The sequence below is a fragment of the Oceanobacillus sp. FSL W7-1309 genome (assembly GCF_038002145.1).
Lineage (GTDB): Bacteria > Bacillota > Bacilli > Bacillales > Amphibacillaceae > Oceanobacillus > Oceanobacillus profundus.
The window spans coordinates 1,537,639-1,563,866 of the sequence record NZ_JBBOBX010000001.1 but is presented as its reverse complement, the minus strand read 5'-3'; the positions used below and the strand labels follow the sequence as shown (position 1 = coordinate 1,563,866).

Here is a 26,228-nt window from a genome sequence, read left to right as displayed (position 1 = left end):
TGATCTACAAATGTAAAGACTTAACTTCTATTCCGTGCGAATCTCTGCCCTAATAATGCTTTTATCGCACAGTGCCATTATTTTCTAGGTCTGAGTAACATGAAGTCACAACTTGGTTGAGAACAGGAATGTCTCCTATTTGAAACATCTTATGTCCTAGCTTATTTCTCACTATTAAGTGATTCCATTGTAATCTCATCCTTTGATACAGACAACTTCTTGGCAATCATCTCTAAAAAGTCATCTGTTGCAAGTTTTGTACCTCGTTCTATGTTACCTATTTGTGCAATCGAAACATCCAGTTCCTTTGCAAAATCGATTTGTGTATATCCTTTTAGCTTACGGAAAGCTTTTATTCTTTTACCGACCCTTTTTGCGTCCATTTCCTTACATCCTTTATGTCTGTTTCAGGAAGATCAAGAATCATTTCCTCAATAGGCTTATTCCAATCAGGCAAGATTAGCTTTGGTGCAATTTCCTGTAAAGGAATGAGTACAAACGCGCGCTCGTGCATTCTAGGGTGCGGGATTATTAATCGTTCTACTGTACTATTTTCTTGATTAAATGTCAAAATGTCAAGGTCTATTGTTCGTGGTCCAAAACGTATACCACGTTTGCGTCCAAGGTGCTGTTCCACAGACTGACAGTATTCTAGAAGCTCCAGAGAAGATAAAGCAGTCTTTATTTCAATGACCATATTTAGAAAATCCGCTTGATCCAAATATCCGACAGGGGCGGTTTCGTAAATAGATGATCGTCGGATAAGTGTAACTTCTCCCATAGTTTCTAGTAATTCCAAAGCCTCTTTAAGATATGCTTCTCTCGGTTCAATATTGGTACCTAATGCCAAATATGCTTGATTCATATGGATCGCTCCCGATAGATTTCTACTGCCACAGAGGCATAGTGCCCTGGAATCGGCGGATCCGGCTTGGTTACGGTCACTTTACAAGCCTGTAAAAGACCAAACATTGCTAATAGTCTTTCTGCAATTCCTTCAGCAACAGCTTCAATCAAATTTTTCACATCACCTTCAACCAATTCCTGAACAAGTTCATAGACATGACCATAATGAATTGAATCATACATGTTATCGGATTCGCCTGGCTTTTTTAAGTCTAGATAGAGCTCCAGATCAACATTAAATCGCTGCCCTAGCTTGTTTTCTTCTGGGAAAAGCCCATGATAACCATAAAATTGCATTTGATTGAGTATAATTTTATCCAACAAAGTGGCCTCCCTCAGCAAGCATCGCATCCATCATTTGCGCAGCCTCTCGATTCCGTCTTACATTATGGACACGAACCATTTGTGCTCCTTTCGTAATTCCAAGACATGTCGTCGCAACTGTTCCGTTATCACGTTCTTCGGCAGGTATATCGAGAACACTGCCAATGAATCGTTTCCGTGATGTTGCTAATAACAGAGGGTATCCCATTTTTGTTAGCTGCTCAAGATTATTCATCACAACAAAGTTATCCTTGGTTGATTTCGCAAAGCCGATTCCTGGGTCTAAAATGATTTTCTCTTTTGTAACTCCTGCATCTAGTGCTATTTGAATACTTTCTTCAAGATCTTTTTTCATATCATCCATAATCGATTGATAATTCTCATTCTTACGGTTATGCATTAATATAATTGGAACGCCATATTCAGCTGCAACTTTTGCAATCTCCGGATCATGTTTCGCTCCCCAAATATCATTGATAATATCTGCTCCTGCTTCAACAGCCTTTCTTGCTACTTCCGCTTTAAAGGTATCAACGGAAATTGCAGCTGCGGCATTTTTCTTCAGTGCCTTGATAACTGGTACCACACGTTTAATTTCTTCCTCAGCAGTTACAGGTATATGACCTGGACGGGTGGATTCACCACCGACATCTATCATATCTGCCCCATGTTGCTCCATCAGCACGGCTTGCTCAACAGCCTTCTCGATCGTTGTATACTTGCCGCCATCAGAAAATGAATCTGGTGTGACATTTAAAATCCCCATAATATGTGTACGTTCTGATAAATCAAATGTCCGGTTTGAAGTTTGTAAAATCATTTTTATCTTTGACCGCCTTCATAATTTCTTTATATTTTCTATCGTATCAATTTTTCAATGCTGAGGAAACCTTTAAATTTTTTGGTGCTTCCAATAACTAGCGTACCAAAACTGCCTCGTTCAGCTTCAGCCCCAACGTCTAGCGAGACTTGCCGACCGGCTAAGACATGAGGCATAGTTACACGTATACCGTTGCCGTGAAATCGGGCATCGTCTCCAGGTAAAAGGATGCCGACTCGTCGAACCACCCCAAAGTTCGGGATTCAGACTGCACGTCGCCAACCACAGGCTTCCTCTTTTACGCTCAAAAAAAGGACTGGCACAATGATGCCAATCCTTTTATTTTATATTTTCTTATTCATTCTCTTCGAATCGATATAAAGGTGTGGACAAATATCTTTCTCCATTATCCGGCAATATAGCAAGAACCTTTTTCCCTTTTCCTAATTCTTTCGCGACTTTTAGTGCAGCTGCAACTGCAGCACCAGATGAGACGCCACCTAGGATACCATTTGTTGTCGCTACTTTGCGAGCAGCTTCATATGCTTCTTCATTCTCGATTGTTAGTACTTTTTCATAAATATCTGTATCTAAAACTTCAGGTACAAAGCCTGCACCAATTCCTTGAATTTTGTGAGGTGCCGGTGACCCTCCTGACAAAACAGGTGAAGCAGCTGGTTCAACTGCGTACAATTTGATATCATCAAAATGTTTCCTTAATACTCTCCCTGCTCCTGTTATTGTTCCACCAGTACCAATTCCGGATACGAAGCCATCAAGACCATCCTTCATTTGTTCTACAATTTCTTTACCTGTCGTTAGCTCGTGAATGTCTGGGTTAGCAGGATTACTAAATTGCTGTGGCATAAAATAGCCATGCTCATTTTTTAACTCCTCTGCCTTTGCGATAGCGCCTTTCATCCCATCAGCTCCTGGAGTCAATACCAGTTCTGCACCATAAGCACGTAATAAGTTTCGTCGTTCTTGACTCATTGTATCTGGCATCACTAATACTGCTCGATAGCCTTTTGCAGCTGCAACCATCGCAAGCCCAATACCCGTATTACCACTTGTTGGCTCAATAATAGTAGCACCAGCTTGAAGCAAACCTTCTTTTTCGGCCGCTTCCACCATAGCAATTGCGATACGATCCTTTACAGAGCTCCCAGGATTCATAAATTCCAGCTTAACATATACATCTGCACTTTCAGCATCCGTTAAATTATTCAATTTTACAATCGGTGTTCCACCAATTAAACCCGTAATGTTCTCAGCTACTTTCATGACAACCCCTCCTAATCCCAAGTGATTTTATATGAATTAATATAAATGTATGTCTATTTCAAAGAAAAGTCAACTAATATCTCTTTAAAAACGAAGGCAGATAAGGAACTTTTTCCTATCTGCCTAGAATAATCATTCCTGCGCTACTCGCTATAAATCCAATCTATATCCAGTTGCTCCCATAAAGGATCTGCAATCAATGATTGATCCATTTCCTGTAATGCTAATTCACTTTCCATATAAGGCTTAATTTCATCATACGTGAATTCGATAGCCGGAAGCTTTCGGTGTAAGTAGAGGATAGCCACACCATTATCTGCTATAAACGGCTCACTATAGGAGTGCTCGTCCATTTCCGAAGTTACATCATCATAACTGCCTGGGAGAAATTGACTAGAAGTATAGATATAGCCTAAATAGCCACCATCATCTTTCGTTTCATCATCTTGAGAATACTCCTCGGCAAGTAATTCAAATGATGCTCCTTGCTCTAGTTCATCGTAAACCTTTTCTGCCGTTTCCATATTTTCTACGAGAATATGAGATAGCTGTAGTGATGCGGTAAAGTTGTATTGACTTCCATAGCTATCATAAAAGCTCTTAAGTTCTTCTTCTGGTATAGTAGATGCATCTGCAGCAAGGAGTTGTTGTAGCTGATAACGGTAATTGACCTCATCGCGCAAACGCTCTTCTTCTTTCGCAGCCTGCTCTTCTGTCATAACACCTTGCATTGTTATTAAAAAGGCAACATCTCGATTAATCAGTTTCTCATCTATTTTAATTCCTTCTGACTCTGCCAATTGGTTCACAACAGCTCGATCAACCATTTGCTTTAATTGCTTTTCACCATAAGCCGATCGTAACGCTTCTATCCATTGCTGGTAGCTAATTTCTTCATCGCCAATAGATGCAACGGCCTCTTTGCTTGATATTGTTCGCTCATCATTATCGTTCATAACAACCGAGTCTTCATTGTTGTTTAAAATTAACAAGGAAGCAACATTTGTAATTAGTAGTACAACAACAACACCTAATAACAGCTTTTTAGACATGTCAATTTTATTTCCCTTCTTACTGTTTCAATTCTTCTAATTCCGCCTCTGTAAAATAATAGGTTTCATTACAGAAGTGACAGCTTGCTTCAGCTCCATGATCTTCATCAATCATGTTTTGTATTTCTTCACTTCCCAATCCAATAATCGCATTCGCTAATCGTTCCTTCGAACATTTACAACGAAATTCAATTGGCATGGTCTCAAGGATTTTTACTTCGTTGTCAAATAAACGTTGTAAGATTTGTTCTGGTGTATTACCTTCCTCTATCAGTTTAGATATTGGTGGAAGGGACCCGATTTGTTCTTCTAACCTTGTAATAACAGTCTCATCTGCTCCTGGCATCACTTGTACAATAAAACCACCAGCAGAAAGAATCGTATGATCTGGGTTAACCAGCACTCCAGCACCAACAGCAGAAGGCACTTGTTCAGATGTAGCAAAGTAATATGTGAAATCTTCACTGATCTCACCAGAGACAATTGGGACTTCGCCTGTAAAATAATCCTTTAAGCCTAAATCCTTAATAACACTCAAACTGCCTTCTGTTCCAACTGCTCGAGCAACATCTAGCTTCCCTTTATCATTTAACTCAAAGTCAACATGTGGGTTACTTACATATCCACGGACGTGCCCTTTCGCATTTGCATCAGCTATAATTGCACCGATTGGTCCATTTCCCTGTACTTTTATCGTGTTTGAGTCTTCTCCTTTTAACATCGCACCCATCATCGCAGTAATTGTAATTGTGCGACCAAGCGCTGCGGAAGCAGTTGCCCAACTGTCCTGCCTTCTTCTTACTTCTTCAACTGTTTCTGTCGATCGAATTGCAAATGCGCGAACTTTAGCATCAAATGCAATTGCTTTTACTAGATAGTCTTTCATGAAATTTTATTCTCCTTTTCATTAGAGGTTACTTACCCTTTAAGATTTAATCTTTGATAGATCAGATACAAACCTTTTAATGTTAACTGTGAATCAACTTTGTCGATTGTAGTCGCACCGTTAGCAATTAGCTTAGCTAATCCGCCAGTAGCAATAACCTTTGGTTCTACATTTTTCTCTTGCTTTATTCGGTTAACAAGACCGTCTACCTCTCCAACATAACCATAGAAAACGCCGGCTGTCATCGCTTCTACGGTAGATGTTCCGACAACTTGATCTGGAGCTTGAATTTCGATTTTAGGTAGCTTGGAGGCTTTATCATACAATGCTTCCATCGAAATTTTAATTCCTGGAGTAATAATCCCACCGCTATATTCCTCCTGCTCATTAATATAGCAGTAGGTTGTCGCAGTCCCAAAATCAATGATAATTAATGGTGCGCCATATTCTTCAATAGCTCCTACTGCATTGACAATACGATCTGCACCGAGTTCTTTTGGATTAGGATAATTCATCTTTAAATATGTTTGGGTTTCTTCCTTCCCAATAACAACTGGATCCATATGGAAATACTCTCTGCTCATTTCCTCTAATGCAAACATAATTTGCGGTACTACAGAAGATATGATGACACCATTGATATCTGAAAAAGCTATGCCTTTATAGTCAAATAACGATTTTATTAACATTCCAAATTCATCTGCTGTCTTATAGCGATCAGTTTTTATCCGCCATTCATGTTTCAACTGATCTTTCTCAAATACACCAAGGACTGTATTTGTATTTCCAACGTCAAGAACAAATAGCATGTGTCACCAAACCTTCCTATCATTTCTATTTTTTAAATATAACATACTTCAGAAACCAGAACAAAAGCGCAAGCACCCGGGAGTGCAAGGTACGAACTTATGCCATGGTTGTAGGGTAGCTATTTGTTTTTTCCTTGCACAATAAAAGCAGCCATTCGTTAAGTTGGCTGCTTTTATAGTTAAATTAATTATTTTTTATCTGTTTGATCTTCATCCGAATTCCTATCGCCCATGATCGGATCGTTAATATAACTCTTATCTTCTGTCTCTGCTTTTTCCTTTGCTTCTTCATAAGATAAGTTCTCTTCATCATCTTTTGACTGAATGTTTACTTTAACATCCTCTGCATCTGGTTCAGGTAGCTTGCCATCTTCAAACAAGGATTTGATTTGTTTCGCGTCCAGTGTTTCTACTTCAAGCAATGTTTGAGCTACAAGCTCCAGCTTATCGCGGTTTTCGGTAAGGATCTTCTTCGCACGATCATAACAATAGTTGATGAAGTTTTGCATTTCTTTATCAATATCATGAGCAATCGCATCACTATACGTTTGTTCATTTTGGATATCGCGGCCAAGGAATACATTACCGCCTCCACCACTACTAAATTGAATTGGTCCGATTTTATCACTCATACCATATTCCGTTATCATCTTATGAGCAATATTTGTTGCACGCTGGAAGTCATTTGATGCACCTGTACTTACTTCACCGAAGATAATCTCCTCGGCAACACGTCCACCTAATAATCCAGTTATTTTATCAAACAACTCTGGTTTTGTCATAAAATAACGGTCTTCTCTTGGTAGCATAACGGCGTAGCCACCAGCTTGACCACGAGGTACAATGGTTACTTTATGCACCACATCTGCATCATCTAACACCATACCAATAATTGTGTGTCCACTTTCATGGTATGCAACAATGTCTCTTTCCTTCTTGGAAATAACTCTGCTTTTCTTTGCAGGTCCTGCAATAACACGGTCAATTGCTTCATCAATATCTAATTGGTTGACTGATTTACGGTCATCTCTTGCAGCAATAAGTGCTGCTTCATTTAGCAAGTTTTCCAAATCAGCTCCAGAGAACCCTGGAGTTCGCATTGCGATTGTCTTCAAATCAACCGTATCGTCTAACGGTTTATTTCTTGCATGGACATGCAATACTGCCTCACGCCCTTTAACATCTGGACGATCTACCATAATTTGTCTATCGAAACGGCCTGGACGTAATAATGCTGGGTCTAGAATATCTGCACGGTTTGTTGCAGCAATGATAATAATTCCTTCGTTTGCACCAAAACCATCCATCTCAACTAGCAATTGGTTCAATGTTTGCTCACGCTCATCGTGACCACCACCAAGACCAGCTCCACGTTGACGACCTACTGCATCAATCTCATCAATAAAGATAATACATGGTGCATTTTTCTTTGCATTTTCAAATAAATCACGTACTCGGGAAGCACCTACACCGACGAACATCTCAACGAAATCCGAACCACTGATGGAGAAGAATGGTGTACCAGCTTCACCAGCAACAGCACGAGCAAGTAATGTCTTACCAGTACCTGGAGGTCCTACAAGCAGAACCCCTTTCGGAATACGTGCACCAACTGCTGAGAATTTACGTGGATCCTTTAGGAATTCAACAACCTCGACCAATTCCTGTTTCTCTTCATCAGCACCTGCAACATCTTTAAAACGAACTTTTTTCTTATCTTCTGTGTACATCTTCGCTTTACTCTTACCAAAGTTCATGACACGGCCACCGCCGCCTCCGCCTTGCGCTTGACTAAGGATAAATAAGAAGAAGAGTCCAATTAATAGGAACGGAACGATTCCAGTCAAGAAGGTTAGCCATGGACTTGGCTGCTCCTCTTCGGCAACTTTTAATATACTCTGTTGTGTTGCAGCATCCGTTATCGAAGAAATAATCTCCGTGTTATCAGGAACCTGGGCGATAAATGTAGTCTCGCCATCTGTCAATGTTCCAGTAAAACGAATAATTCCATGTGATGGCTGGAATGTTAACTCTTCAATCTCACCATTATTTAAAGCATCTACAAATTGCTGTACATTATATTCTTCACTATCTTCACCTTGTCCGTTAAATACGCCAATTACGCCAATAATGACGAAGAAAATCAGCATCCAAAACAGGACATTACGAAATATCTGACTCATTGCCAACCTCCTCCCAAACGGGGAAAAACTATAGTTCATCGTATCATATGAAAAAGTTTAAATACAACTGAAATAACTTTAAAACTGGGATTTATTTTTTCTTTTTAATATAGCGTACCACTAATAAAATAAAATACATTTATTATTCGCTGTAAATTTCTGGTTTCAGAACACCGATATAAGGTAAATTACGATACCTTTCCGCATAATCCAATCCATAACCGACAACAAATTCATCTGGAACTTCGAATCCTATAATGTCAGCTTGGATTGCTGCTGATCTGCCAGATGGCTTATCCAATAGCGTTACAATTTTAATTGATCTCGCTTTCCGATATTTAAATAAATCCACTAGGTAGCTGAGCGTTAGACCACTATCAATGATGTCTTCAACAATAATTAGATCTCGCCCTTCGACCTTTGTGTTTAAATCTTTCACAATTTTTACTTCTCCAGTAGAACGCGTACCATCACCATAGCTTGATACATCCATAAAATCCATTTCCAAATGGATGTCTGTATGGCGAATCACATCTGATAGAAAAGGCATTGCACCTTTTAACACGCCGATTGCAAGTGGAAATTTACCATCATATTCTTCTGATAGCTGTTTTCCAATTTCTTGGCACTTCAGTTTGATTTGTTCTTCTGTAATTAAAATATGGTCAATCTCACCATGCATGTTATCTTGAAGCATATAAAAAATCCTCCTATAAAATGAAACTTCATTTCAGTGGGGCTTCCTTTTTTGTCCCACTGATCATAAGAATAAATGCTTAGTTTGGACGTCGTTACTCGTCCCACCGAAAACATTTATCTCAATGGCTTTGTAACCTACTTCCCGTAGGCAAAATACAATCAGGGATTGATTTGCGAGCTGCTTTATCACAATCCCTCCCTCTCTAGCATGATTTTGCTTCTTAGAGGCGGGGTATTACAGCGCATTATTGCGTGAATAATCCCCTTTTTCAAAGTTTAATTGAATTATTGAGCCATTTTCCTGCTGTGAATTTAGCTGACTTTTCTTTAAACCGATAAGCCATAAAATCGTGCCATTCGCATCGGTTACGATCGGCCAGCCGTCTCTTTCACCAATAGGTATTTTAGCGTCAATAAATATATCCTTCAGTTTCTTACTTCCATTAAGTCCATCCCAACTCATTCTATCGCCCGGCAATCTAGTTCTGATATGTAAAGGTAACACAACCTGATCCGTAAAAAAGGTATGGGAAAATTGGTCTTGTGCGATGTGTTTTTCAACGAAGTTTGCTGTAATAGTAGAACCACCTGGTAACTCAAGTTTACCTGGAATATCCAAAAGAAAAGAATAAGGTTGGCTGTTTGGGGCCTTACTGTGATTGGAGAAATAAAATATAATTTTTCCATAGGTGTTTTCCAATTTTAGACCATTTGGAAAGTCAATTTGGGTATTCCCTTCATCACGTTGCAACAAGGCAAAAAACTGTTCCTCATGTGTATAGGATAGGTCCTTTGGTAAGTCATTGTATAGATAGTTTAATATTAGATGAAATGCACGCCTTTGTAAAGCATGGGCGCGGTTTTTAAACAAATTCCCATCGAAGGAGGCTGTCTTGTTTTCAGCATGAAAAGCAATGAGCTCATTAACCATTTCCCTGGCAGCCTCACGTAGGTATTTTTCATCCTCAGCTAGTGTTTCACTTAAATGTTGAGCAGTACGATGTATATTATCATTTCGTTCTTTAATTAATGGAACAATTTTGTTTCGATAATAATTCCTAGTGTAGTCGGTTTCTTCATTTGTTGGGTCCAATCGCACCTCAATTTGATTTTTTTTGCAATAAGTCTCCAGCATAGACTTGTTTACGCAGAGAAAAGGGCGAATAATCATTCCTGTAGAAAACGCACGTTGAACCGGAATACCTGTTAGTGCACTAGAAGATGCAGTGCGTGCAAGCTTCATAAGCATCGTTTCTATCTGGTCATCGCCGTGATGACCAAGTGCTAAATAATCTGCATGATAACGTTCCATTTGTTCGGCAAAAAACCGATACCGAACCTCTCTGGCAGCCACCTCTGTACCCAACTTATGCTTTACTTGATATGCTGGTACATCCAATGAGGCACCTACAAACTCTATTCCCCATGCCTCACAAATACGTTTCACATATTGTAAGTCGCTTAACGACTCCTCTCCCCTTAGCTGGTGATCCACAGAAGCCGCAATTACGGTTAACTCCCACTCTTGCTTGATCGTGTTTAAAAAATGAAGTAACGCCATCGAGTCCGGGCCTCCAGACACTCCAGCAATTACGGTTGTACCTTCTTTCAGTAAATGATGCTTTTTTATAAATGTAAGAATTTCCTGTCTCATAAATTGCCATCCTTAAGCGACTATTTTCGTTCACTCATGCAGCTTAAATGTTCGAAGAGAGCTGACGATAAACATCCGCCTCATTATCTATACCCTATTATACGTTTAGTTATCAAAAAAGTAGAGAGAAAAGATAATACATTAATGCAAGAACACCTATTCCACCTGACTCCATAAATAGTCGCTTCCATGATGTTTTCGGTTTTTGCTTATGATAAAACTCGCGCTTTTTGGCAGCATTTAAAACATGAATTAAATCCCGCTTCATTTCCGCGCTGGATGCATACCCACTTTTTAAAGCTTTTTTTAACACGCTTCTGTATGGGATTAAATCGTTAACATGGTCAATCTTTTTAAATAACAATTTTTCAGTTGCTTCATGTTCTTTCTCAAATCGGTTTGGATAGTAAATTGTTAAAAAAACCATAACAAAAGCAAAAAGGTCGTAGCTTGGTTCCGCTTTTCTTGACCCCAGTCCCCAGTAACCACGGTCATAAAACTCTGTATACTCTTTAATTGCCCTGCCTTGTTTCGTTGTTCCACCAACATCCACCCACCTCACTGTCGGTGGTGATGACACGACTAAGAGATTTTCCGTCTTTAAATCACCAAAGATCCACCCTGTTTGATGCAGTTTCTCCAAATCTTCCAAAAGCTGCAGCATAAAAACGCCAATCCAATCTTTCCCATGCTTTCGAATAAAACCAACCATCGTCTCCCCTTGTAAATATTCCATCACGTAAAAGGAATACGTATTCCCTGTTGGCGAAACCCAATCATCTACATCAAGCAAAGAAGGCCCAAGGCGACTTCCTTGGACCTTCTCCAGCGACTTTAACACATTTACTTCCACCGTCATCGATGTACCCTTGTCACTGATTTTCAGTGCAGCGGGTCGGTCGCCATGGTTGCATAAGTAAACCGTTCCAATTGCTCCCGCTCCAAGTTTTCTCTGAATGGTATAGGTTTTATGGTGCCACTTTCCTTTAATCTGGGAACCTGGTCTTAGATCAATACCCTGTTTCTTCCATACCTGATTCATCTTCATGTCTGAAGCTCCTTAATAAACTTTTTTTACCGAATTGATACATTGCTTCACGAATTGCAGGACCAGTTGGCGTAATTCCCCCACTAGTTAGTTTGGGAAATACGGTTGAAATTGTATCAAGCTTCGGTGACCAGTCAAACACCAGTTGAATATCCTTACGCTTTCCCGGAAAGCTATAAATACAAAACTTGTTTCTACCAATCCGTGAGTTTAAGCTAATTGATAGATCAACAAGCGCTTCCTTCACTGTTGGAAGCTTATTATGCATACTTGCGCTCGTATCAACGAGTACAAGTACCTCTAAATCACTCGTCTCTCCTAAGTCTTCTACAACCTCCATAATTTCTCCGCGCTTCTCAGGTTCCAAATCTTCTATTCCTTGGTCGGAACCGAGAATTTGTCTTAACTCCTTATTCACAAATCCTTGTAATGTTTGGTTCATTGCCTGTTTCGTAACCATTTGAACAGTCTGGGATAAAGATTCACTGTAAACAATCTGACTGACCCCACCACCTGACAGAGCTATATCCTCTACTTCTTGTAATCCGTCCGGGCTTTCCGTCTGATCATCTTCCAATATCCCAATAACATTTACCGTTATCCCTTGCTGGTAAGCAAGCGCAGCAGTTGCAGAAGGATCTTCTCCCTTGTTTGAACACCCATCTGTCAGTAGTAAAATTTGTTTTAACGATCCATTTTTCAAAGCCCTAACCTCCTATTTATTTCACTACCATCATCACCACAATGGAAAGAGAATATACATAGAAAGGTAGAGTAGATCCCAATCATTCTACAAGCCAAAAACAACTGTTCTAAAGGAGGATAAAAAGGTCCGAGAAGTTCGATGCCGCGCAGTTTTAAGTACCCGACTTTTTGAACATCCTCTAAAAAGGATATTTCATCAGATTATGACAGAGCTTTTTTTCGATAGACCGGGACTGCTGCCCACTCCGGTTGATTCTTTGCAATTTTAGCAACTAGGACAGTCATATCATCTTTAATTTCCCCCGACCTTGTCCGAATAACCTCCTCTAGAAGAAGATCTGCAACTTCCTGCGGATCATCCGTTGCCATTTCTCTAATTTTTCGTTTAAGCCACAAATCAATATTTTCTACATGCCTTGGACCTTCAAAAATACCGTCACTCATCATAATAAGTAAGTCCTCTGCATTCATCTGTTCACTTACAATATCGACATCAAACTCTTGGATAATTCCCATTGGCAAATTGCTTGCCTCTATTTTTATCATTTTTTCGCCGCGTTTAATAAAGCTTGGCGTCGAGCCAATTTTCAAAAAACGAACTGAAGCATCATGTAAATCCATCATAGCTAAATCCAGCGTTGCAAACATTTCATCTGTTGTACGTAAGGAGAGAATCGAATTAATCGATTTTATTGCAACCTTCTCTGGAATTCCTGTCTGCAGGATTTGTTGTAATAAGCGTAAAGTTTCCATACTTTCCTCTCTTGCCCGATTTCCATTACCCATACCATCACTAATTGCCATCGCAAACTTCCCTGCTCCAAGCTCAATCGTTGTAAAGCTGTCTCCTGAAACCAGCCCTCCTCCCTTTGCTGCATTTGCTGCCCCTGTTTGGATTGTATATTCTTTTGCTGAACCGAATGCCAAATGGCTATATCCATTCGGGAAGGGGGAAATCTCTTCTTCTTTTACAATAATCATTTCATTTAAAATATCTGATAATACAGGTGCAATTAATTTAGCACCTTCCCCTCTATATTCGTAGAAGGATGCGGTAATTTCTATATCTACATTACCCTTTTCCAATTGATAAATATCCACCTTTTCAAGCTCAATTCCTATATGTTTTAACGCATGGATAATTTGTGTTTCTTGTAAGTCATGATGCTGACGCTCCTTTAATATTTCTTTTGCGAAGTCGTCCATTACTTCAGAAACACCTTGCAGCTGATCAGCAACGAGCCGTTTACTCTCCAACACTTGTTGCCGCAGCCTGCGATTTGCTTCATAAAAGGTCATTTCCTCCTTCATGGCTTCTACTACTTTCCTTGATTTCACACAATGGTTTTCAAATTCTCGCATCACTTTCCGATTTGGTTCTTGGCCACTCGTGATGTCTTCTTTCATCTCCTCCATGTACGTATACGTTTGATCAAATTCCTTCTGCCAGCACCTATCCTTCATAAAACAGCTTTGGCATGTTTTCTCTGTCACCTGACTCAGAAAATAATCCGTCTCACGTTTTGCCTCCTGTTCATCAGTCGTTGCTGCTTGCGACACCGAGAAGCTTTTGGCTAGCGCATGAAACACCTCGGAAAACTGCCCTACCCTTCTTGCTGTCACATTTCGTACCTTCTGTAAATACTGCTCTTGTTCATGGGTGTATTCTTCTGTTCCAGGTATATACCTGGATATTCTACTGAACCAGGATGCTGGTGTTAAGAAAAACAACAAAATCGCAATAGATGACTCAAGAAGAGAGGGGATCAATGTCACAGCATCACCGTAGATACTAATCAAGCCAGTACCAACGAGTAAGCCGATGCTTGTCCCAATCTTTTTGCCTTCCTTCAGTAAACCGCCAAGCAACCCTGAAAAGGCAAGCAGACTCATTTGATAAAGGTTTGCCACATTCGCGAGCGATAAAATTAACCCAGCAACTACACCAACCGTTGAACCAATGGCAGCGCCACCAATGTATGCAAATATTAACACGAAGTATCTGGAAAAAATCTGTTCTGCAGACGCTCCATATATTTGCCAGCCGATCATCCCTGTTAGTACAGAGGCAATTAAAATAATCATACAGACGATTTCTTCATTTTTAAGTACAGGTTTATATCTTTTTGGTGATAAAAGCGGAATGCTTTGCATAAATATCAATACAAGAACGGCTCCTAAGACACCTTCGACTACAAGTAACAACCATTCGTAGGAAGTAATTGTGTCACGTAAGGAGTACAAAAACATCCTCGAAAGTGTTGTTGAAGCAAATACCGCCAGTGGTAAGACAACTTGTTGATTTTTCATCTGCTTCCCTAGTGCGGCAAGGAAAATAAATACAAGCATAGCAACTCCAATAAAAATCGCATGTGTCATTGAGTAAGTAAGTGCACCCGCAAGGACAGCAAGCATCGATTTAAAACTCTTTTCCCTGTAGACAAACCACATGGAAGCAACAAATGCGATTGCAAATGGTGATACTGCAGATAAAATAACAGCCCGTCCAAGTAAAAAACCTCCGAAATAGAAAAGCCAGCCTTGTTCAAGAAGAATGCTTTTCAGTTTGAAATAGATTCCTTTCCGCCATTTACCCTTTTGTCCCTTTTTCTCTACTCCAAATCCTCGTGATTCCACCCTTGGGATTGATTCCATCATCGATTACCACTCCTATCTTTCAGAATAGTAAACCATATTATGCGTTCTTTTTTTGTCAAAAAGGCAGAGCTTATTCCAAAAATCGTTCGACTGCTTTTTAGTAATCTTGGCATCAACAAGCAGACGAGCAAATCTTCATTTTTTACGTGTGGGAGTTAACTTTCCTTCTGTTGATAGCGCAACAAGTAGAAGAATAACTTGCTGAGAAATGAAATAGAAAGCGATTATTTTGCCGAATTGGCTGAGGTTGTGAAGGAAAATGAGGAACAAATCCAGAATTTCTTTGAATATAGATACGAAAAGTGACTTTTCGTTAAAGTATTTTACAAATCCTATTGACACAAATGAAATCCTGCTGTAATATATTTTTTGTTGGCTTATTTTGGCGGCGTAGCTCAGCTGGCGAGAGCGTACGGTTCATACCCGTGAGGTCGTGGGTTCGATCCCCTCCGCCGCTATCAAAAATAAAAACCAATCGGTATATTTCATGCCGATTGGTTTTTTTCGTATTTGAAAGAAAATCCGAACTAGTGATTATTTGCTTAATCTGTGGAACAATCGCCGTCCGGGATCGCTCCGGTCGGATGCTTTCCGTGGGCACGGCTTCAGCCTCTGCGGAAGAAAACCACTTCCTGCGAGTCTTCAGACACGTGCTGTTCCCACAGGAGTCACCGTCCTACGCTCACCCGGACTGGTTAGAACAACATTTTTATTTTGATAAACCATGTTAGTATAGCCAGTGAACCAGCACTAGCGGAGGAAACACACGAAGACTCCTGCGGGATACGTGGCCAGAGTGAGACTTCGCAGAACGTAGTTCAAGAAGGCTCACGGGTCACCCTAAGGTGCGCGTAGTGTGTTTCCGGAGCGGTATACGCACAATCTCTTAATACACATTGGTTCGAAGTTTATATTTCTCTGTATAAAAGATTCTTAAACAGAAGTATAATCCCATCCCAAACCTTTTTGGCAAACAAAAAACAGGCTCAATCATATGATCAGCGCCTGTTTCATTTATATTAGAGCATTGTCTATAGACAGCAACTGCTATCCTCTTCTAGCACCTCGACCCCCGCGTTTGGATTCCGTGTGCTTCTTCAAAGAGGCTAAACGATCCTCTGAATCTTTAAGAAAACGATTCATTTTTGCTTCAAAATTCTCAGTGCGTTCTCTTGGATTTTTTTGGCGTACTGGTCGATCTTTCGCTTTTTTAATAGATAAACCAATTTTACCATCTTTCTCAACATTAATGACCTTAACCTTAACTTCATCGCCAACAGTTAAGTGCTCATTAATGTCTTTCACATAGTTGTCAGCAACCTCACTAATATGGACCAATCCAGTTTTTCCTGCTTCTAGCTCTACAAATGCTCCAAAATTAGTTATTCCGGTTACTTTCCCTTGCAGCTTGCTGCCTACTTCGATTGACATAAAAAAAATGCTCCTCCTTAAAAGATTAAATGTAGTTCTCATATAGTATATTCATCAACTGAAAAAGTGTCAATAAGAGGGGTCTTCATTCGGGATTTTAAAGATTAATTCCCCTTTCTTCGAGAAGAAATAATTCGTACGAGCAATGTCCAGCACATATTCCTCATCATTCAACAGTTCAATTTCTTCTGTTAAATTGGCTTCCTCTACTTTCATAGCTTTCAGCTCGTCCTGTAACTGTTCGTACTGCTCCAATTTCTCTGCTTGAACTACACGCTGTTTAATATGGTATGAAGACAAGCCCCCAATAACAATCGCTGCTACGATAGAAAATAACACAAGACGACGAATTAACCGCTGCTTTTTTCGTTTCTGTCGTTCTATGTATGCGTCGTACTGCTGCATATAATTCGAGTCTAATCTTGTTACTGTTTTTTTCCTTGATGACAAGCCACTACCCCCTTTTAAACAATAGCTTCTCCAACTTTTTGTATCCTTTATAACATATATTCTTCATTGTACTATAAAATCCTGCTAATTTGTGTAAATTTTTTTTGAAACCGTCGGGAATTAATTGGTAAATACCCTTTCCAATCCATATAAACGGGGTTATAACAATTTTCGAAATAAAGAGAATAATAGTGAAAATTACCGTGACCACCCAAATAACAAGACGAAAAAGAGTACGTATAACCCATGAAATCGGGGCAATAATCAGTGTGTGAATTAAATTATTGAAAAAGCGGTACACTGCAGCTACAATACGAATTATCCATTCTAGTAACTGCTTATACGTCTTTTTCGCAAAAACCTGGTACATGGAAAACCCAAGAATACAAGCTAAAACGACATAGACCCTAATTTCCCCAGCATTCACACGAAATAATACATACAATATAATTGCAGTTTGCGTTAGCCAGAAGCTGATTTCTAAAAAATAGGTTAAAAAAACCCTTCGTTTCCAATAATATGTCAGCCGACGAAAGGTTTCTTGTACAATACCCAAATAAAAGCCACTTAAAACCATCGTAATCATCGTAAGAAACTGGATACTCAGGCTCATCGGAACAGCTTGCTAAAGAATCCTTTAGCTTTCTCCTGCTGCTGTTCGTCCACATAGGAAAGCTCATAGATTTTACCTTTTATCGTTACAACTCCTTCAGTCACATCTAAGTTTTTCAGCTGCAAATTTTGCCCTCGTATAATTAGATAGCCCATTGTTGTCTCCAGTAAAAATTCTTCATTATCGAAACTATCCACTTCTTTTACACCTGATATTTCCAAGTTCTTTCGATTATTCAGTTTTACCATATGCTCTGTTTGTACGCGATTTACCGTTTCCTTGTTATCATAATAGTTCATAGAAAGCCCTCCTTATCACTATTAATTTATGATAGGAGGGACAAGTATAGAACTTTATTCAGGCATTTTCTTCTTTCACAATAGTGTAGAGCGTTTCTGCTTCATCCTTTTTCACCGTTTCTCTTAAGTCGTTCACTTTTACAGTTACAAGTTTCTGGCCAAATCGAATAATAAGCTCGTCCCCTTTGGAAAGGACTGTTGAAGCCTTTGCTTGATTACCGTTTACCGTGATTCGTCCTTGATCGGCAACTTCCTTTGCTAACGTTCTTCGCTTAATGATTCGAGATATTTTCAAAAACTTATCTAATCGCATGGTCATCACTCTCTTTCTTTTGCTTCATCCCAATAAGCATCCATTTCCTCAAGACTCGCTTGCTTCATATCTATACCCTTTTTCGTAAGCTGTTCTTCAATATACGTAAAGCGGGAACGGAATTTATTATTCGCTCGGTTTAAAGCTAGTTCTGGGTTAATTTTATAATACCTCGCTAGATTTGCTAGCACAAACAATACATCGCCAAATTCATCTTCCATTTCCAATAGTGTGTTTTCTTCAATCGCTTCTTGGACTTCTTTTAGTTCCTCATCAAGCTTCTCCCAAACACCTGATACATCTTCCCATTCAAAACCGACCTTTGCAGCCTTCTTTTGCAGTTTAAAAGCCTTTGCAAGCGATGGAAGGTGTTTTGGAATACCATCTAGCACGGATTCCCTTTCCTCTCCCTTTTCCGCCTTCTTCAATTCTTCCCAGTTTCGATTTACATCCTCGACAGAATCGACCTTCGTATTTGAAAATACATGCGGGTGGCGATAGATCATCTTATCTGTAACGGAGCGGATTACATCATCTATCGTAAAATAGCCATCATCCTCACCAATTTGACTATGGAGAATCACGTGCATTAGTATATCTCCTAATTCCTCAATGATATTGTTATCGTCCCCAGCATCAATCGCATCAACAAGCTCATATACTTCTTCAATACTATATTCTCTTAGTGATTCATGTGTTTGCTTCCTATCCCACGGACAACCATCTGGAGATCGCAATGTTGCCATTACCTCTCGTAAGTGATCGAACGTGTGGTGTAATAAGTTGTCGGGAGCTGGTGGAATATAAACACTCGTTAAATTGCTGATCTCCATCGTGTGATCAAGCTCTTCCAAAGAAACTTTCGTTATGCTTTCCTGTTTACTACCTGCAGCCTCAACAATAATCACTTCATAATCTGGCGGCAGATCCTCAAGAAGTGAAAGCTTTACTTCCGAAGCAACAAAGCGATCATATACTTGGCAAAAAATAATATGATGTCGGTAATCCAGTTGACTTCGAGTAAAGGACGTACCGTCTACAAATTGGAAGCCTTCAATAGGATCAATTTTTAACGAGGTGAATAAATCGTCCAAATAGCTTTGCCCTCCCATAACCTCGACCTCAATTTCTGTCTGCTCTAATAAAAGCTGGACCGTTTTTTCTGCAAGCATTGGATGACCGGGAACAGTATAAATAAGTGTTTCTACTGCTTTTGCTTGCTCCAATAGAGCATTCGTTATCCGCTCATATACCGCACCGAACTGCTCTTCTTCCTCATACATATGGTCAAAGGCTTCAAATCGCACCCCTTCATCTTGTAATGATTCAATAACTGGATGGTCCAATGTTCGGGAATAGACAACCATCTCTGCATGTACTAATTTTTTATAGATACCAAATGGCAGCTGATTCACATCACCGGCACCGAGACCGATAATTTCAATTTTACTCATCATAATTCCTCCCTTTATAAAAACGTATAAATAGTTCTGATTTCGGTAACATGCGTAATTCTTCCTTCGTAAAGGCTCGAAAACGCAGCAAACAAATGATAAAAATAACTCCGCCAATGACTGCAATAAATACAATATATATGAGCAAGGCAATGCGAGAAGCAGAAGCTTGTGCCGAGAATAACCAATCCATAAGAGCTATAAAAACAAGCATCGAAACACTTCCTAGAATAAGAGCTCGAAAACGAACGCGTTTTAACAATCGGAGCTCGGGCAACTTTCTCCTTAGCTCATACATGACGAGCGTAAAGAAAATAAGTAAGCTAACTACCGTAGCCATTGCACTTCCGGCTATTCCCCATAATGGTACTAATAACTGATTTCCGATCCATTTCACAAAAAAGGCAACGAGAATAAAGCCTGCAGTTCGTTTTATATGTCCTAAGCCTTGAAGAATGGATGCCGCTGTAATTGCTACCGAGCAAAGAAAGATGGCAAGTACAAGTAATTGCAATGCCTGTGTTCCACTTTCATCTTGGAATAATAATCGATTCGCCTCTGGAAAAATAGCAATCAATCCAATGGTCGCACCAATAGCTAGATAAAAACTAAATAGCATTGCACCACGGATATACGGATAAAATGTGGATGGGTCGCCTTTTAACTTCTGCTTGGAGATCGATGGGAGTAATGCTAATGCAAAGGATGAGCCAAGCACAGTACCAAGCTGAATCAATGGTTGGCCGCGGTCAAATATCCCTTTGGCTTCCATTGCTTCTATTTTGGACAGCCCATACTCCCTAAGTCCTGGAATTAATGTGAATGCATCCGCAAACTGAATAACGAGCAGTACCATATGGTTTAATGCAGCAACAAGCCCAAGAATCAGCAACGTGCGGACATAATATTTCCAAGGGATTTCATAACGCTCTCTCGAACATGGACGACGCTTCGCAACGTAAATACCCAAGATAACAATAGCAGCACAAGACCCGCAAATGGATGCAATTGCAGCTGCTTGACCAATCACATACAAGGAATGATTTCCAAAAGCAACATATATTGCTGCTGCGATAATGATACATACTCGAACAAGCTGCTCAATCACTTGTGAGTAAGCGCTCGGCTTCATTTCGTAAGTTCCTTGATAAACCCCTCGTAACAAAGCAGAAAAAGGAACAAGCAGAAAAGCAAATGCAGCTAACCGATATGTATATGTTAATTGTACATCACCAACCAAGCCGGCAATTGAATCTGCATTCCAAAAAAGAAAAAGAAATATTGCTCCATTCAATGCTAGTAATAGCAAAAAAACTGGAATATAAAAACTGTGAAGAGATAAGCTTTTGCCAGCTGCTTTTAACTCCACGGTCATTTTGGAAACAGCAGATGGAAAGCCATACAACGCAAGCATCATGGCGATCCCAAGAATTGGATAGACTTGCTGGTAAATATAAAATCCTATATCTCCTGTTAGATTCTGTAACGGCACTCGATAGCCCGCACTTAATACCTTACTGATGAGTCCTGCTAGCATGAGCAGCAATGCACCTTTCACCAGCTTATTTGTTTCATTCTCATTCATTCGTAAGCGCCCTTTAACTTAAATTTGCTATTAGTATACCATAGGTTTGGGACCAAATAACGAAAGAAGAAATACCCGATACGTATTTAAATCATCCGCACTATTATCTGTTGTTTCTGTTTTCTTTGTGACATTTAAAAAAGCTGTCTCCAAAGGATAAAATCCTCTCTGAGACAGCATGTATGAAATTAAGTACTATTCCATTTGTTTGGCCAAGAATACGGCAGCCGTTTCGGCAGCTTTCTGCTCTACTTTACTAAGCTTTTCCTCTTTGGAAAATATCATTACACACCCAATGGGATCTCCGTTTGCAATAATAGGACTGATACAGTAAGATTGCAGATCCTGCTCTTGCCCTTCTATAACCTCTAATTTTGTGGGATCAACTTCAAATACTTGCGACCTTTTATCAATTGTTTGTGTTAATGGATCGCCAATACTTTTATTTAAATAATCCTTTTTCGACTCCCCAGCAATCGCAATGACTTCATCTCGATCACTAATCAGTACTGGTGAGTGAAGCGAGTTAAATAAAGCTTCTGCGTATTCTTTGGCAAAGTGCCCTAATTCATTAATAGGAGAATATTTCTTTAAAATAACTTCTCCTTCTCGGTCAACGAAAATTTCGAGCGGATCTCCTTCACGGATTCGTAACGTTCTTCTAATTTCCTTTGGCACAACCACTCTGCCTAAATCATCAATTCTACGTACAATTCCTGTTGCTTTCATTCTAAGCAGCCTCACTTTCTAATGATGATTACTCATGTTTTGTTGTTTGCTTAACGAGGAAGTTCAAAAAAGTCCGGTAAAAATGACACTCCAAGAGCAGTAGACCTTCGACTAGTACCGACACGTCCTGTGTCGAACGTCAAAGTCACCACATCCTGTGGAAGCCCGGTACGTGGAGCTCCGCCGCCTCGAACTTCGAGGCACAGGACGTGCTAGTGTCGGCGTCACAAAGGACGTTGCGACCTTAGCCGACCGCGGTCCTTTTTATCCTCCTTTTGAACACTCATTTAACGTGTAAAAATCACCAGGTGTGGTTTTAGTATAAATCATCCAAAAATAACTATACATTCCATGGAAAATATATTTTAGAAGAAGCGTATTTTTATTTATCCCGATTAACGCTGTTTAGTTTTTTGATAAATTCCTCAACTAAATCGTATCTGCTATGTTCTGTTTCACTCGTCCACTTAAAGGCAATTTTCAATTTATTGCTTTCTGTCCCTAAGCCGACATTACGCCCAAACGTATTCGCCACTTCAAATACCTTTGAACCGTCAATTTGCTGACTACGCGCATCATCGACAAGGATGACAATTTTTTTGTTCCGTTCTGTAATGGACTCGACACGTTCTCTTTTGGCATACATTTTTAGAGAAGACACTGTGAAAAGGTTGCTTACCTCTACTGGGTAATCGCCAAAACGGTCAATTAATTCATCCTTAAGCTCCGAAACATCTTCAGCAGAATCCATCGCTTGGAATTGCTTATAAATATTAATTTTCTGTTTCTCATCTTTAATATACCCATCTGGAATATAGGCATCAATCTGAAGTGCTAACTCAGGCTCAAACGGTGTAATATCCTCTATTTCCTTCCCAGCCTTCCGTGCATCAATAGCATCCTTAAGCATTTGTGAATACATATCAAACCCAACAGAATCAATGAATCCATGCTGCTGTGCACCAAGCAGGTTACCTGCTCCACGAATAGAAAGGTCACGCATTGCAATCTTGAATCCCGAACCAAGTTCTGTAAACTCCTTGATTGCCTGCAGGCGCTTTTCGGCAACTTCTGTCAGAACTTTATCCTTTTGATACGTAAAGTATGCATACGCAACACGATTCGAACGCCCAACACGTCCTCTTAATTGATACAACTGACTGAGCCCCATTCGGTCAGCATTACTGACAATTAGTGTATTAACATTCGGAATGTCTACACCCGTCTCAATAATCGTTGTACTGACAAGCACATCATATTCACCTTCTAAGAAACCAAAAATAACATTTTCAAGCTCTGTTTCATTCATCTGACCATGTGCAACTGCAATTCGGGCATCATCGACAAGCATCCCAATGTCACGAGCAACCTTGTCAATGTTTTCAACACGGTTATAGAGATAAAACACTTGCCCACCACGTGCCATCTCGCGTTCAATCGCCTCTCGAACAAAAAGCGGATTGTGCTCCATCACATAGGTTTGTATTGGGAAACGGTTTTCCGGTGGTGTTTCAATAACAGATAAATCTCGAACACCGAGCATCGACATATGCAATGTTCTTGGAATTGGGGTTGCTGTTAAAGTTAATACATCAACATTCGTTTTCAATTGCTTAATTTTCTCTTTATGCTTTACACCAAAACGCTGTTCCTCATCGACAATCAGTAAACCTAAATCACGATATTCAACATCCTTGGATAGAAGGCGATGTGTACCAATTACTACGTCGATAGTCCCTTGGCGTACTCCTTTTAACGTCTCTGTTTGTTGTTTTCTCGTACGGAATCTGCTTAAAAGTCCAATATTGATTGGATAATCCTGAAACCTCTCGCGAATCGTTTCAAAGTGTTGCTGTGCTAAAATTGTCGTTGGAACAAGTAACGCTACTTGCTTCCCATCAGCTACTGCTTTAAACGCCGCCCGGATTGCTACTTCTGTTTTTCCGTAACCAACATCTCCACAGAGGAGGCGATCCATTGGCTGCTGCCTTTCCATATCCTGTTTAATCTCCTCGATACAACGAAGCTGGTCATCTGTTTCTTGATACGGAAATGAGGCCTCAAATTCCCGCTGCATTTCGGTATCCTCGGAAAAGGCAAATCCCTTTTTCGCTTCTCGTTCTGCATACAGCTTGATTAAATCATCTGCAATATCTTCAACGGATGATTGGACTTTCCGCTTCACCTTTGTCCATTCGGTTCCGCCAAGTTTATACACTTTCGGTTCTTTACCTTCTGAGCCTACAAATTTCTGTACAAGATCGATTTGTTCAATTGGAACAAATAGCTTGTCATCTCCAGAATACTTGAGCAGCATATAATCTTTATGCAGATTATTTACCTCAAGTGTCTCAATCCCAAGGTATTTCCCTACCCCATGATTAGCATGAACGACATAGTCACCGACCTTAAGTTCCTGATAGCTTTTAATTCGTTCCGCATTGGAAATTTTTTGCTGCTTGCGTGTACGCTTAACGCGTTTTTTAAATAACTCATTTTCCGTGATAATAGATAGCTTATGCATCGGGAGTTCAATCCCGCTCGTAATATTTCCAATCGCTATCGTTGGCTGATCTACTGGCAACCTTAATTCAGATGCAATGCCCGCTTCAATATCATAATCTGCTAAAATTGAATGGATTTTTTCTGCTCGCTCTTCATTCGGAGCAAGAATCACAACCGAGAAATCACTCTTTTCCCATCGTTGCAGCTCTGTTTTAAATAAGTGCATTTGGCCATGAAATTCCTGCATTGCCCGCGACGATAAGTTAATAATATTTTGTGGCTGTGTATTTGGTATATGACGTAAAAATACAGACATATAGATTCGTTGCTGCTTCATCATCTCTAAAACTGTATCCCAATCTAGAGAAAACCTGCTGTTTCGCACCATTTGGCCTGACTCAAGCAAGCTGCTGTACCATTCGGCTTCTTCCATATCCAGATGTGTAGCTGTTTCTTGAATCCTGCTCATTTCATCTAATACGATTAGACCATCAGAATCGAGATAATCTAATAAACTAGCAGGGTTTTCATATAGAAAACCGATATATTTATACATTTCCTGAAAGCGCTCTAAATTCTTTAACCGGCTTATATCCTGTTCAATGACTTCGATGAGCTTTTCTTTTGCACTTGATGCTTTCATTTTTTTAAGCGTTGCCGCATATGCTTCCTCGAGTTTATTCGCTGATGCCAGCACATCTTCATCTGTTAGCAATAGTTCTGTGGCAGGACCAATTGTAACGTTCTCTACCCGATCAAGCGATCGTTGTGTCTCTGCATCAAAATAACGAATAGAATCAATTTCCTCATCAAATAATTCAATGCGAATCGGGTGTTGTTCGGTAATTGGATAAATATCAATAATTCCACCGCGCCGACTGAATTCACCAGGTGTAGCAACCATAGAGGTTCGTTCATACCCCATATCGATAAGTGAGGACAAATACGAATCAATTGCAATATCTTCCCCAGTTACAAATCGGAGTTGATACTTACTCCAATAACTTTTAGGTGGCAAAATCCGTTTTAATGCCGCTACTGGGGTAATAAGAATGCCTGATTTCTTACGGGACCATGCTGTCAGCGCTTCAATACGCTGACTTCTCAATTCCGGACTGGATATCGATATCTCAGAAGCTATCAATTCATTGACCGGATATAAGTGTACATCATCTTCGCCCATAAACTCGGATAGGTCATCATATAGCTGTTGGGCCTGTACTAGTTGGTGTGTTACCAAAAGCACAGGCCTGTTAATCGATTGATCGATTACGGATACAAGCATGCTTCTTGCAGATCCCGAGAGACCCGCAATTAATTGCTCACGCATTCCACTGTCAATTCCATTAATAATCGACTGGATATCTTCTTTTGATTGTAAATAATAATTAATACCCTTCATTGTCAAACTCCTCTTAAACATGTATATATAAGCGCAAAAATGCCTTGGTCTACATAACCAAAGCTTTTGCTGCGTATGTTATTGTATAAAATAATCCAATTCATGATAATTTGGATGCTGTCCTAGAGCATGCTCACAGTTTTCACAAATCGTTTGTATTTGCATATTTCCATTCCCATCATAACGGATCATTTCTTCTAGCTCTTTCTTGTTTAATTGATCAAAACCCAACATTGTTGTGTCGACAACCTTCTGCTCTAGCCTTCCAACGGTTTGCCCACAATGTCTGCACCGATATATAATTGTCATAAGTTACCACCTCGAATAAACATTAAAATGCCTAAAGTCCGTATTCAAAAAGGAATGAAGTAATGCGAAGTGTCATTTTCACCGGACTTTTTGAACAACCTCTTAAAAGT

The 26,228-nt window shown here is 39.8% G+C and carries 25 protein-coding genes and 1 tRNA gene; 1 reads left to right on the top strand and 25 read right to left on the bottom strand.

The features are described from left to right. Positions 1–161: 161 nt before the first annotated feature. From NST46_RS07190 to spoIIE, 14 genes are all read right to left on the bottom strand, one after another. Positions 162–383, bottom strand: a complete 222-nt coding sequence (locus NST46_RS07190) for a helix-turn-helix domain-containing protein (RefSeq protein ID WP_095314387.1) — start codon at positions 381–383, stop codon at positions 162–164. Continuing rightward, positions 353–865 carry a 2-amino-4-hydroxy-6-hydroxymethyldihydropteridine diphosphokinase gene (gene folK / locus NST46_RS07185; RefSeq protein ID WP_303450105.1) on the bottom strand — a complete coding sequence of 171 codons (513 nt, stop codon included), beginning with the start codon at positions 863–865 and terminating at the stop codon, positions 353–355. The genes NST46_RS07190 and folK overlap by 31 nt, the downstream gene beginning before the upstream one ends. Further along, complete coding sequence (folB, locus tag NST46_RS07180) at positions 862–1,227, bottom strand: dihydroneopterin aldolase (protein WP_251659682.1); 366 nt, start codon at positions 1,225–1,227, stop codon at positions 862–864. Before folB ends, folK begins: the two co-directional genes overlap by 4 nt. Beyond that, complete coding sequence (folP, locus tag NST46_RS07175) at positions 1,220–2,050, bottom strand: dihydropteroate synthase (protein WP_341136993.1); 831 nt, start codon at positions 2,048–2,050, stop codon at positions 1,220–1,222. The genes folB and folP overlap by 8 nt, the downstream gene beginning before the upstream one ends. A 354-nt stretch (positions 2,051–2,404) precedes the next feature. Next, on the bottom strand, positions 2,405–3,334 hold the full coding sequence (gene cysK / locus NST46_RS07170; RefSeq protein ID WP_095314394.1) for a cysteine synthase A: 930 nt from the start codon (positions 3,332–3,334) through the stop codon (positions 2,405–2,407). Between the two features lie 143 nt (positions 3,335–3,477). Then, positions 3,478–4,386, bottom strand: a complete 909-nt coding sequence (locus NST46_RS07165; RefSeq protein WP_095314396.1) for a peptidylprolyl isomerase — start codon at positions 4,384–4,386, stop codon at positions 3,478–3,480. Between the two features lie 19 nt (positions 4,387–4,405). Then, on the bottom strand, positions 4,406–5,272 hold the full coding sequence (gene hslO, locus NST46_RS07160) for an Hsp33 family molecular chaperone HslO (protein ID WP_341136992.1): 867 nt from the start codon (positions 5,270–5,272) through the stop codon (positions 4,406–4,408). 32 nt (positions 5,273–5,304) lie between these two features. Beyond that, positions 5,305–6,081, bottom strand: coding sequence for a type III pantothenate kinase (locus NST46_RS07155; RefSeq protein WP_095314398.1), 777 nt, complete (start codon positions 6,079–6,081; stop codon positions 5,305–5,307). 188 nt (positions 6,082–6,269) lie between these two features. Beyond that, complete coding sequence (gene ftsH, locus NST46_RS07150; protein ID WP_095314400.1) at positions 6,270–8,264, bottom strand: ATP-dependent zinc metalloprotease FtsH; 1,995 nt, start codon at positions 8,262–8,264, stop codon at positions 6,270–6,272. 142 nt (positions 8,265–8,406) lie between these two features. Further along, positions 8,407–8,946: a hypoxanthine phosphoribosyltransferase gene (gene hpt, locus NST46_RS07145; RefSeq protein WP_118889389.1), complete on the bottom strand. Its 540-nt coding sequence runs from the start codon at positions 8,944–8,946 to the stop codon at positions 8,407–8,409. A 252-nt stretch (positions 8,947–9,198) separates the two neighbouring features. After that, on the bottom strand, positions 9,199–10,617 hold the full coding sequence (gene tilS, locus NST46_RS07140; RefSeq protein ID WP_341136991.1) for a tRNA lysidine(34) synthetase TilS: 1,419 nt from the start codon (positions 10,615–10,617) through the stop codon (positions 9,199–9,201). A 112-nt stretch (positions 10,618–10,729) separates the two neighbouring features. Next, entirely contained in the window at positions 10,730–11,665 is a 936-nt protein-coding gene (locus tag NST46_RS07135) for a protein kinase domain-containing protein (protein ID WP_095314402.1), read from the bottom strand. Continuing rightward, complete coding sequence (locus NST46_RS07130) at positions 11,628–12,368, bottom strand: VWA domain-containing protein (protein ID WP_095314404.1); 741 nt, start codon at positions 12,366–12,368, stop codon at positions 11,628–11,630. Before NST46_RS07130 ends, NST46_RS07135 begins: the two co-directional genes overlap by 38 nt. Before the next feature lie 203 nt (positions 12,369–12,571). After that, complete coding sequence (spoIIE, locus tag NST46_RS07125; protein ID WP_341136990.1) at positions 12,572–15,028, bottom strand: stage II sporulation protein E; 2,457 nt, start codon at positions 15,026–15,028, stop codon at positions 12,572–12,574. Between the two features lie 384 nt (positions 15,029–15,412). On the opposite strand from spoIIE, the gene NST46_RS07120 reads away from it, so the two are divergent. Continuing rightward, a tRNA-Met gene (locus NST46_RS07120) sits at positions 15,413–15,486 on the top strand. Positions 15,487–16,075: 589 nt separating this feature from the next. Here NST46_RS07120 and NST46_RS07115 read toward each other — a convergent pair. The 11 genes from NST46_RS07115 to NST46_RS07065 form a co-directional block, all read right to left on the bottom strand. Then, a complete protein-coding gene (locus NST46_RS07115; protein ID WP_095314408.1) occupies positions 16,076–16,459 on the bottom strand; it encodes a S1 domain-containing RNA-binding protein in 384 nt (127 codons plus the stop codon). 69 nt (positions 16,460–16,528) lie between these two features. After that, entirely contained in the window at positions 16,529–16,909 is a 381-nt protein-coding gene (locus NST46_RS07110) for an FtsB family cell division protein (protein ID WP_251659690.1), read from the bottom strand. A gap of 4 nt (positions 16,910–16,913) precedes the next feature. Continuing rightward, entirely contained in the window at positions 16,914–17,522 is a 609-nt protein-coding gene (gene yabQ / locus NST46_RS07105; protein ID WP_251659692.1) for a spore cortex biosynthesis protein YabQ, read from the bottom strand. Next, positions 17,519–17,821, bottom strand: a complete 303-nt coding sequence (gene yabP, locus NST46_RS07100) for a sporulation protein YabP (RefSeq protein WP_095314412.1) — start codon at positions 17,819–17,821, stop codon at positions 17,519–17,521. The genes yabQ and yabP overlap by 4 nt, the downstream gene beginning before the upstream one ends. 58 nt (positions 17,822–17,879) lie before the next feature. Continuing rightward, positions 17,880–18,134 carry an RNA-binding S4 domain-containing protein gene (locus tag NST46_RS07095; RefSeq protein WP_095314414.1) on the bottom strand — a complete coding sequence of 85 codons (255 nt, stop codon included), beginning with the start codon at positions 18,132–18,134 and terminating at the stop codon, positions 17,880–17,882. Between the two features lie 5 nt (positions 18,135–18,139). Beyond that, positions 18,140–19,588, bottom strand: coding sequence for a nucleoside triphosphate pyrophosphohydrolase (mazG, locus tag NST46_RS07090; protein ID WP_341136989.1), 1,449 nt, complete (start codon positions 19,586–19,588; stop codon positions 18,140–18,142). Next, positions 19,581–21,173 carry a putative polysaccharide biosynthesis protein gene (locus NST46_RS07085; RefSeq protein ID WP_118889284.1) on the bottom strand — a complete coding sequence of 531 codons (1,593 nt, stop codon included), beginning with the start codon at positions 21,171–21,173 and terminating at the stop codon, positions 19,581–19,583. Before NST46_RS07085 ends, mazG begins: the two co-directional genes overlap by 8 nt. 30 nt (positions 21,174–21,203) lie before the next feature. Further along, complete coding sequence (locus NST46_RS07080) at positions 21,204–21,326, bottom strand: hypothetical protein (protein ID WP_341136988.1); 123 nt, start codon at positions 21,324–21,326, stop codon at positions 21,204–21,206. 42 nt (positions 21,327–21,368) lie between these two features. Continuing rightward, positions 21,369–21,902, bottom strand: a complete 534-nt coding sequence (spoVT, locus tag NST46_RS07075; RefSeq protein ID WP_095314419.1) for a stage V sporulation protein T — start codon at positions 21,900–21,902, stop codon at positions 21,369–21,371. A gap of 382 nt (positions 21,903–22,284) precedes the next feature. Beyond that, a complete protein-coding gene (gene mfd, locus NST46_RS07070) occupies positions 22,285–25,809 on the bottom strand; it encodes a transcription-repair coupling factor (protein ID WP_251659697.1) in 3,525 nt (1,174 codons plus the stop codon). Positions 25,810–25,887: 78 nt separating this feature from the next. Next, positions 25,888–26,118, bottom strand: a complete 231-nt coding sequence (locus NST46_RS07065; protein ID WP_118889286.1) for an anti-sigma-F factor Fin family protein — start codon at positions 26,116–26,118, stop codon at positions 25,888–25,890. Positions 26,119–26,228: the final 110 nt, after the last annotated feature.

Coding starts and splice junctions, on each gene's coding strand:
- NST46_RS07085 (WP_118889284.1), bottom strand. CDS start 21,173: ATGAATGAGAATGAAACAAATAAGCTGGTGAAAGGTGCATTGCTGCTC.
- hslO (WP_341136992.1), bottom strand. CDS start 5,272: ATGAAAGACTATCTAGTAAAAGCAATTGCATTTGATGCTAAAGTTCGC.
- NST46_RS07065 (WP_118889286.1), bottom strand. CDS start 26,118: ATGACAATTATATATCGGTGCAGACATTGTGGGCAAACCGTTGGAAGG.
- ftsH (WP_095314400.1), bottom strand. CDS start 8,264: ATGAGTCAGATATTTCGTAATGTCCTGTTTTGGATGCTGATTTTCTTC.
- NST46_RS07155 (WP_095314398.1), bottom strand. CDS start 6,081: ATGCTATTTGTTCTTGACGTTGGAAATACAAATACAGTCCTTGGTGTA.
- mazG (WP_341136989.1), bottom strand. CDS start 19,588: ATGAGTAAAATTGAAATTATCGGTCTCGGTGCCGGTGATGTGAATCAG.
- NST46_RS07115 (WP_095314408.1), bottom strand. CDS start 16,459: ATGTCAATCGAAGTAGGCAGCAAGCTGCAAGGGAAAGTAACCGGAATA.
- NST46_RS07190 (WP_095314387.1), bottom strand. CDS start 383: ATGGACGCAAAAAGGGTCGGTAAAAGAATAAAAGCTTTCCGTAAGCTA.
- spoIIE (WP_341136990.1), bottom strand. CDS start 15,028: ATGATGGAATCAATCCCAAGGGTGGAATCACGAGGATTTGGAGTAGAG.
- yabQ (WP_251659692.1), bottom strand. CDS start 17,522: ATGAGCCTGAGTATCCAGTTTCTTACGATGATTACGATGGTTTTAAGT.
- hpt (WP_118889389.1), bottom strand. CDS start 8,946: ATGCATGGTGAGATTGACCATATTTTAATTACAGAAGAACAAATCAAA.
- NST46_RS07135 (WP_095314402.1), bottom strand. CDS start 11,665: ATGAAGATGAATCAGGTATGGAAGAAACAGGGTATTGATCTAAGACCA.
- mfd (WP_251659697.1), bottom strand. CDS start 25,809: ATGAAGGGTATTAATTATTATTTACAATCAAAAGAAGATATCCAGTCG.
- spoVT (WP_095314419.1), bottom strand. CDS start 21,902: ATGAAAGCAACAGGAATTGTACGTAGAATTGATGATTTAGGCAGAGTG.
- NST46_RS07095 (WP_095314414.1), bottom strand. CDS start 18,134: ATGCGATTAGATAAGTTTTTGAAAATATCTCGAATCATTAAGCGAAGA.
- folP (WP_341136993.1), bottom strand. CDS start 2,050: ATGATTTTACAAACTTCAAACCGGACATTTGATTTATCAGAACGTACA.
- NST46_RS07165 (WP_095314396.1), bottom strand. CDS start 4,386: ATGTCTAAAAAGCTGTTATTAGGTGTTGTTGTTGTACTACTAATTACA.
- tilS (WP_341136991.1), bottom strand. CDS start 10,617: ATGAGACAGGAAATTCTTACATTTATAAAAAAGCATCATTTACTGAAA.
- cysK (WP_095314394.1), bottom strand. CDS start 3,334: ATGAAAGTAGCTGAGAACATTACGGGTTTAATTGGTGGAACACCGATT.
- folK (WP_303450105.1), bottom strand. CDS start 865: ATGAATCAAGCATATTTGGCATTAGGTACCAATATTGAACCGAGAGAA.
- yabP (WP_095314412.1), bottom strand. CDS start 17,821: ATGAACTATTATGATAACAAGGAAACGGTAAATCGCGTACAAACAGAG.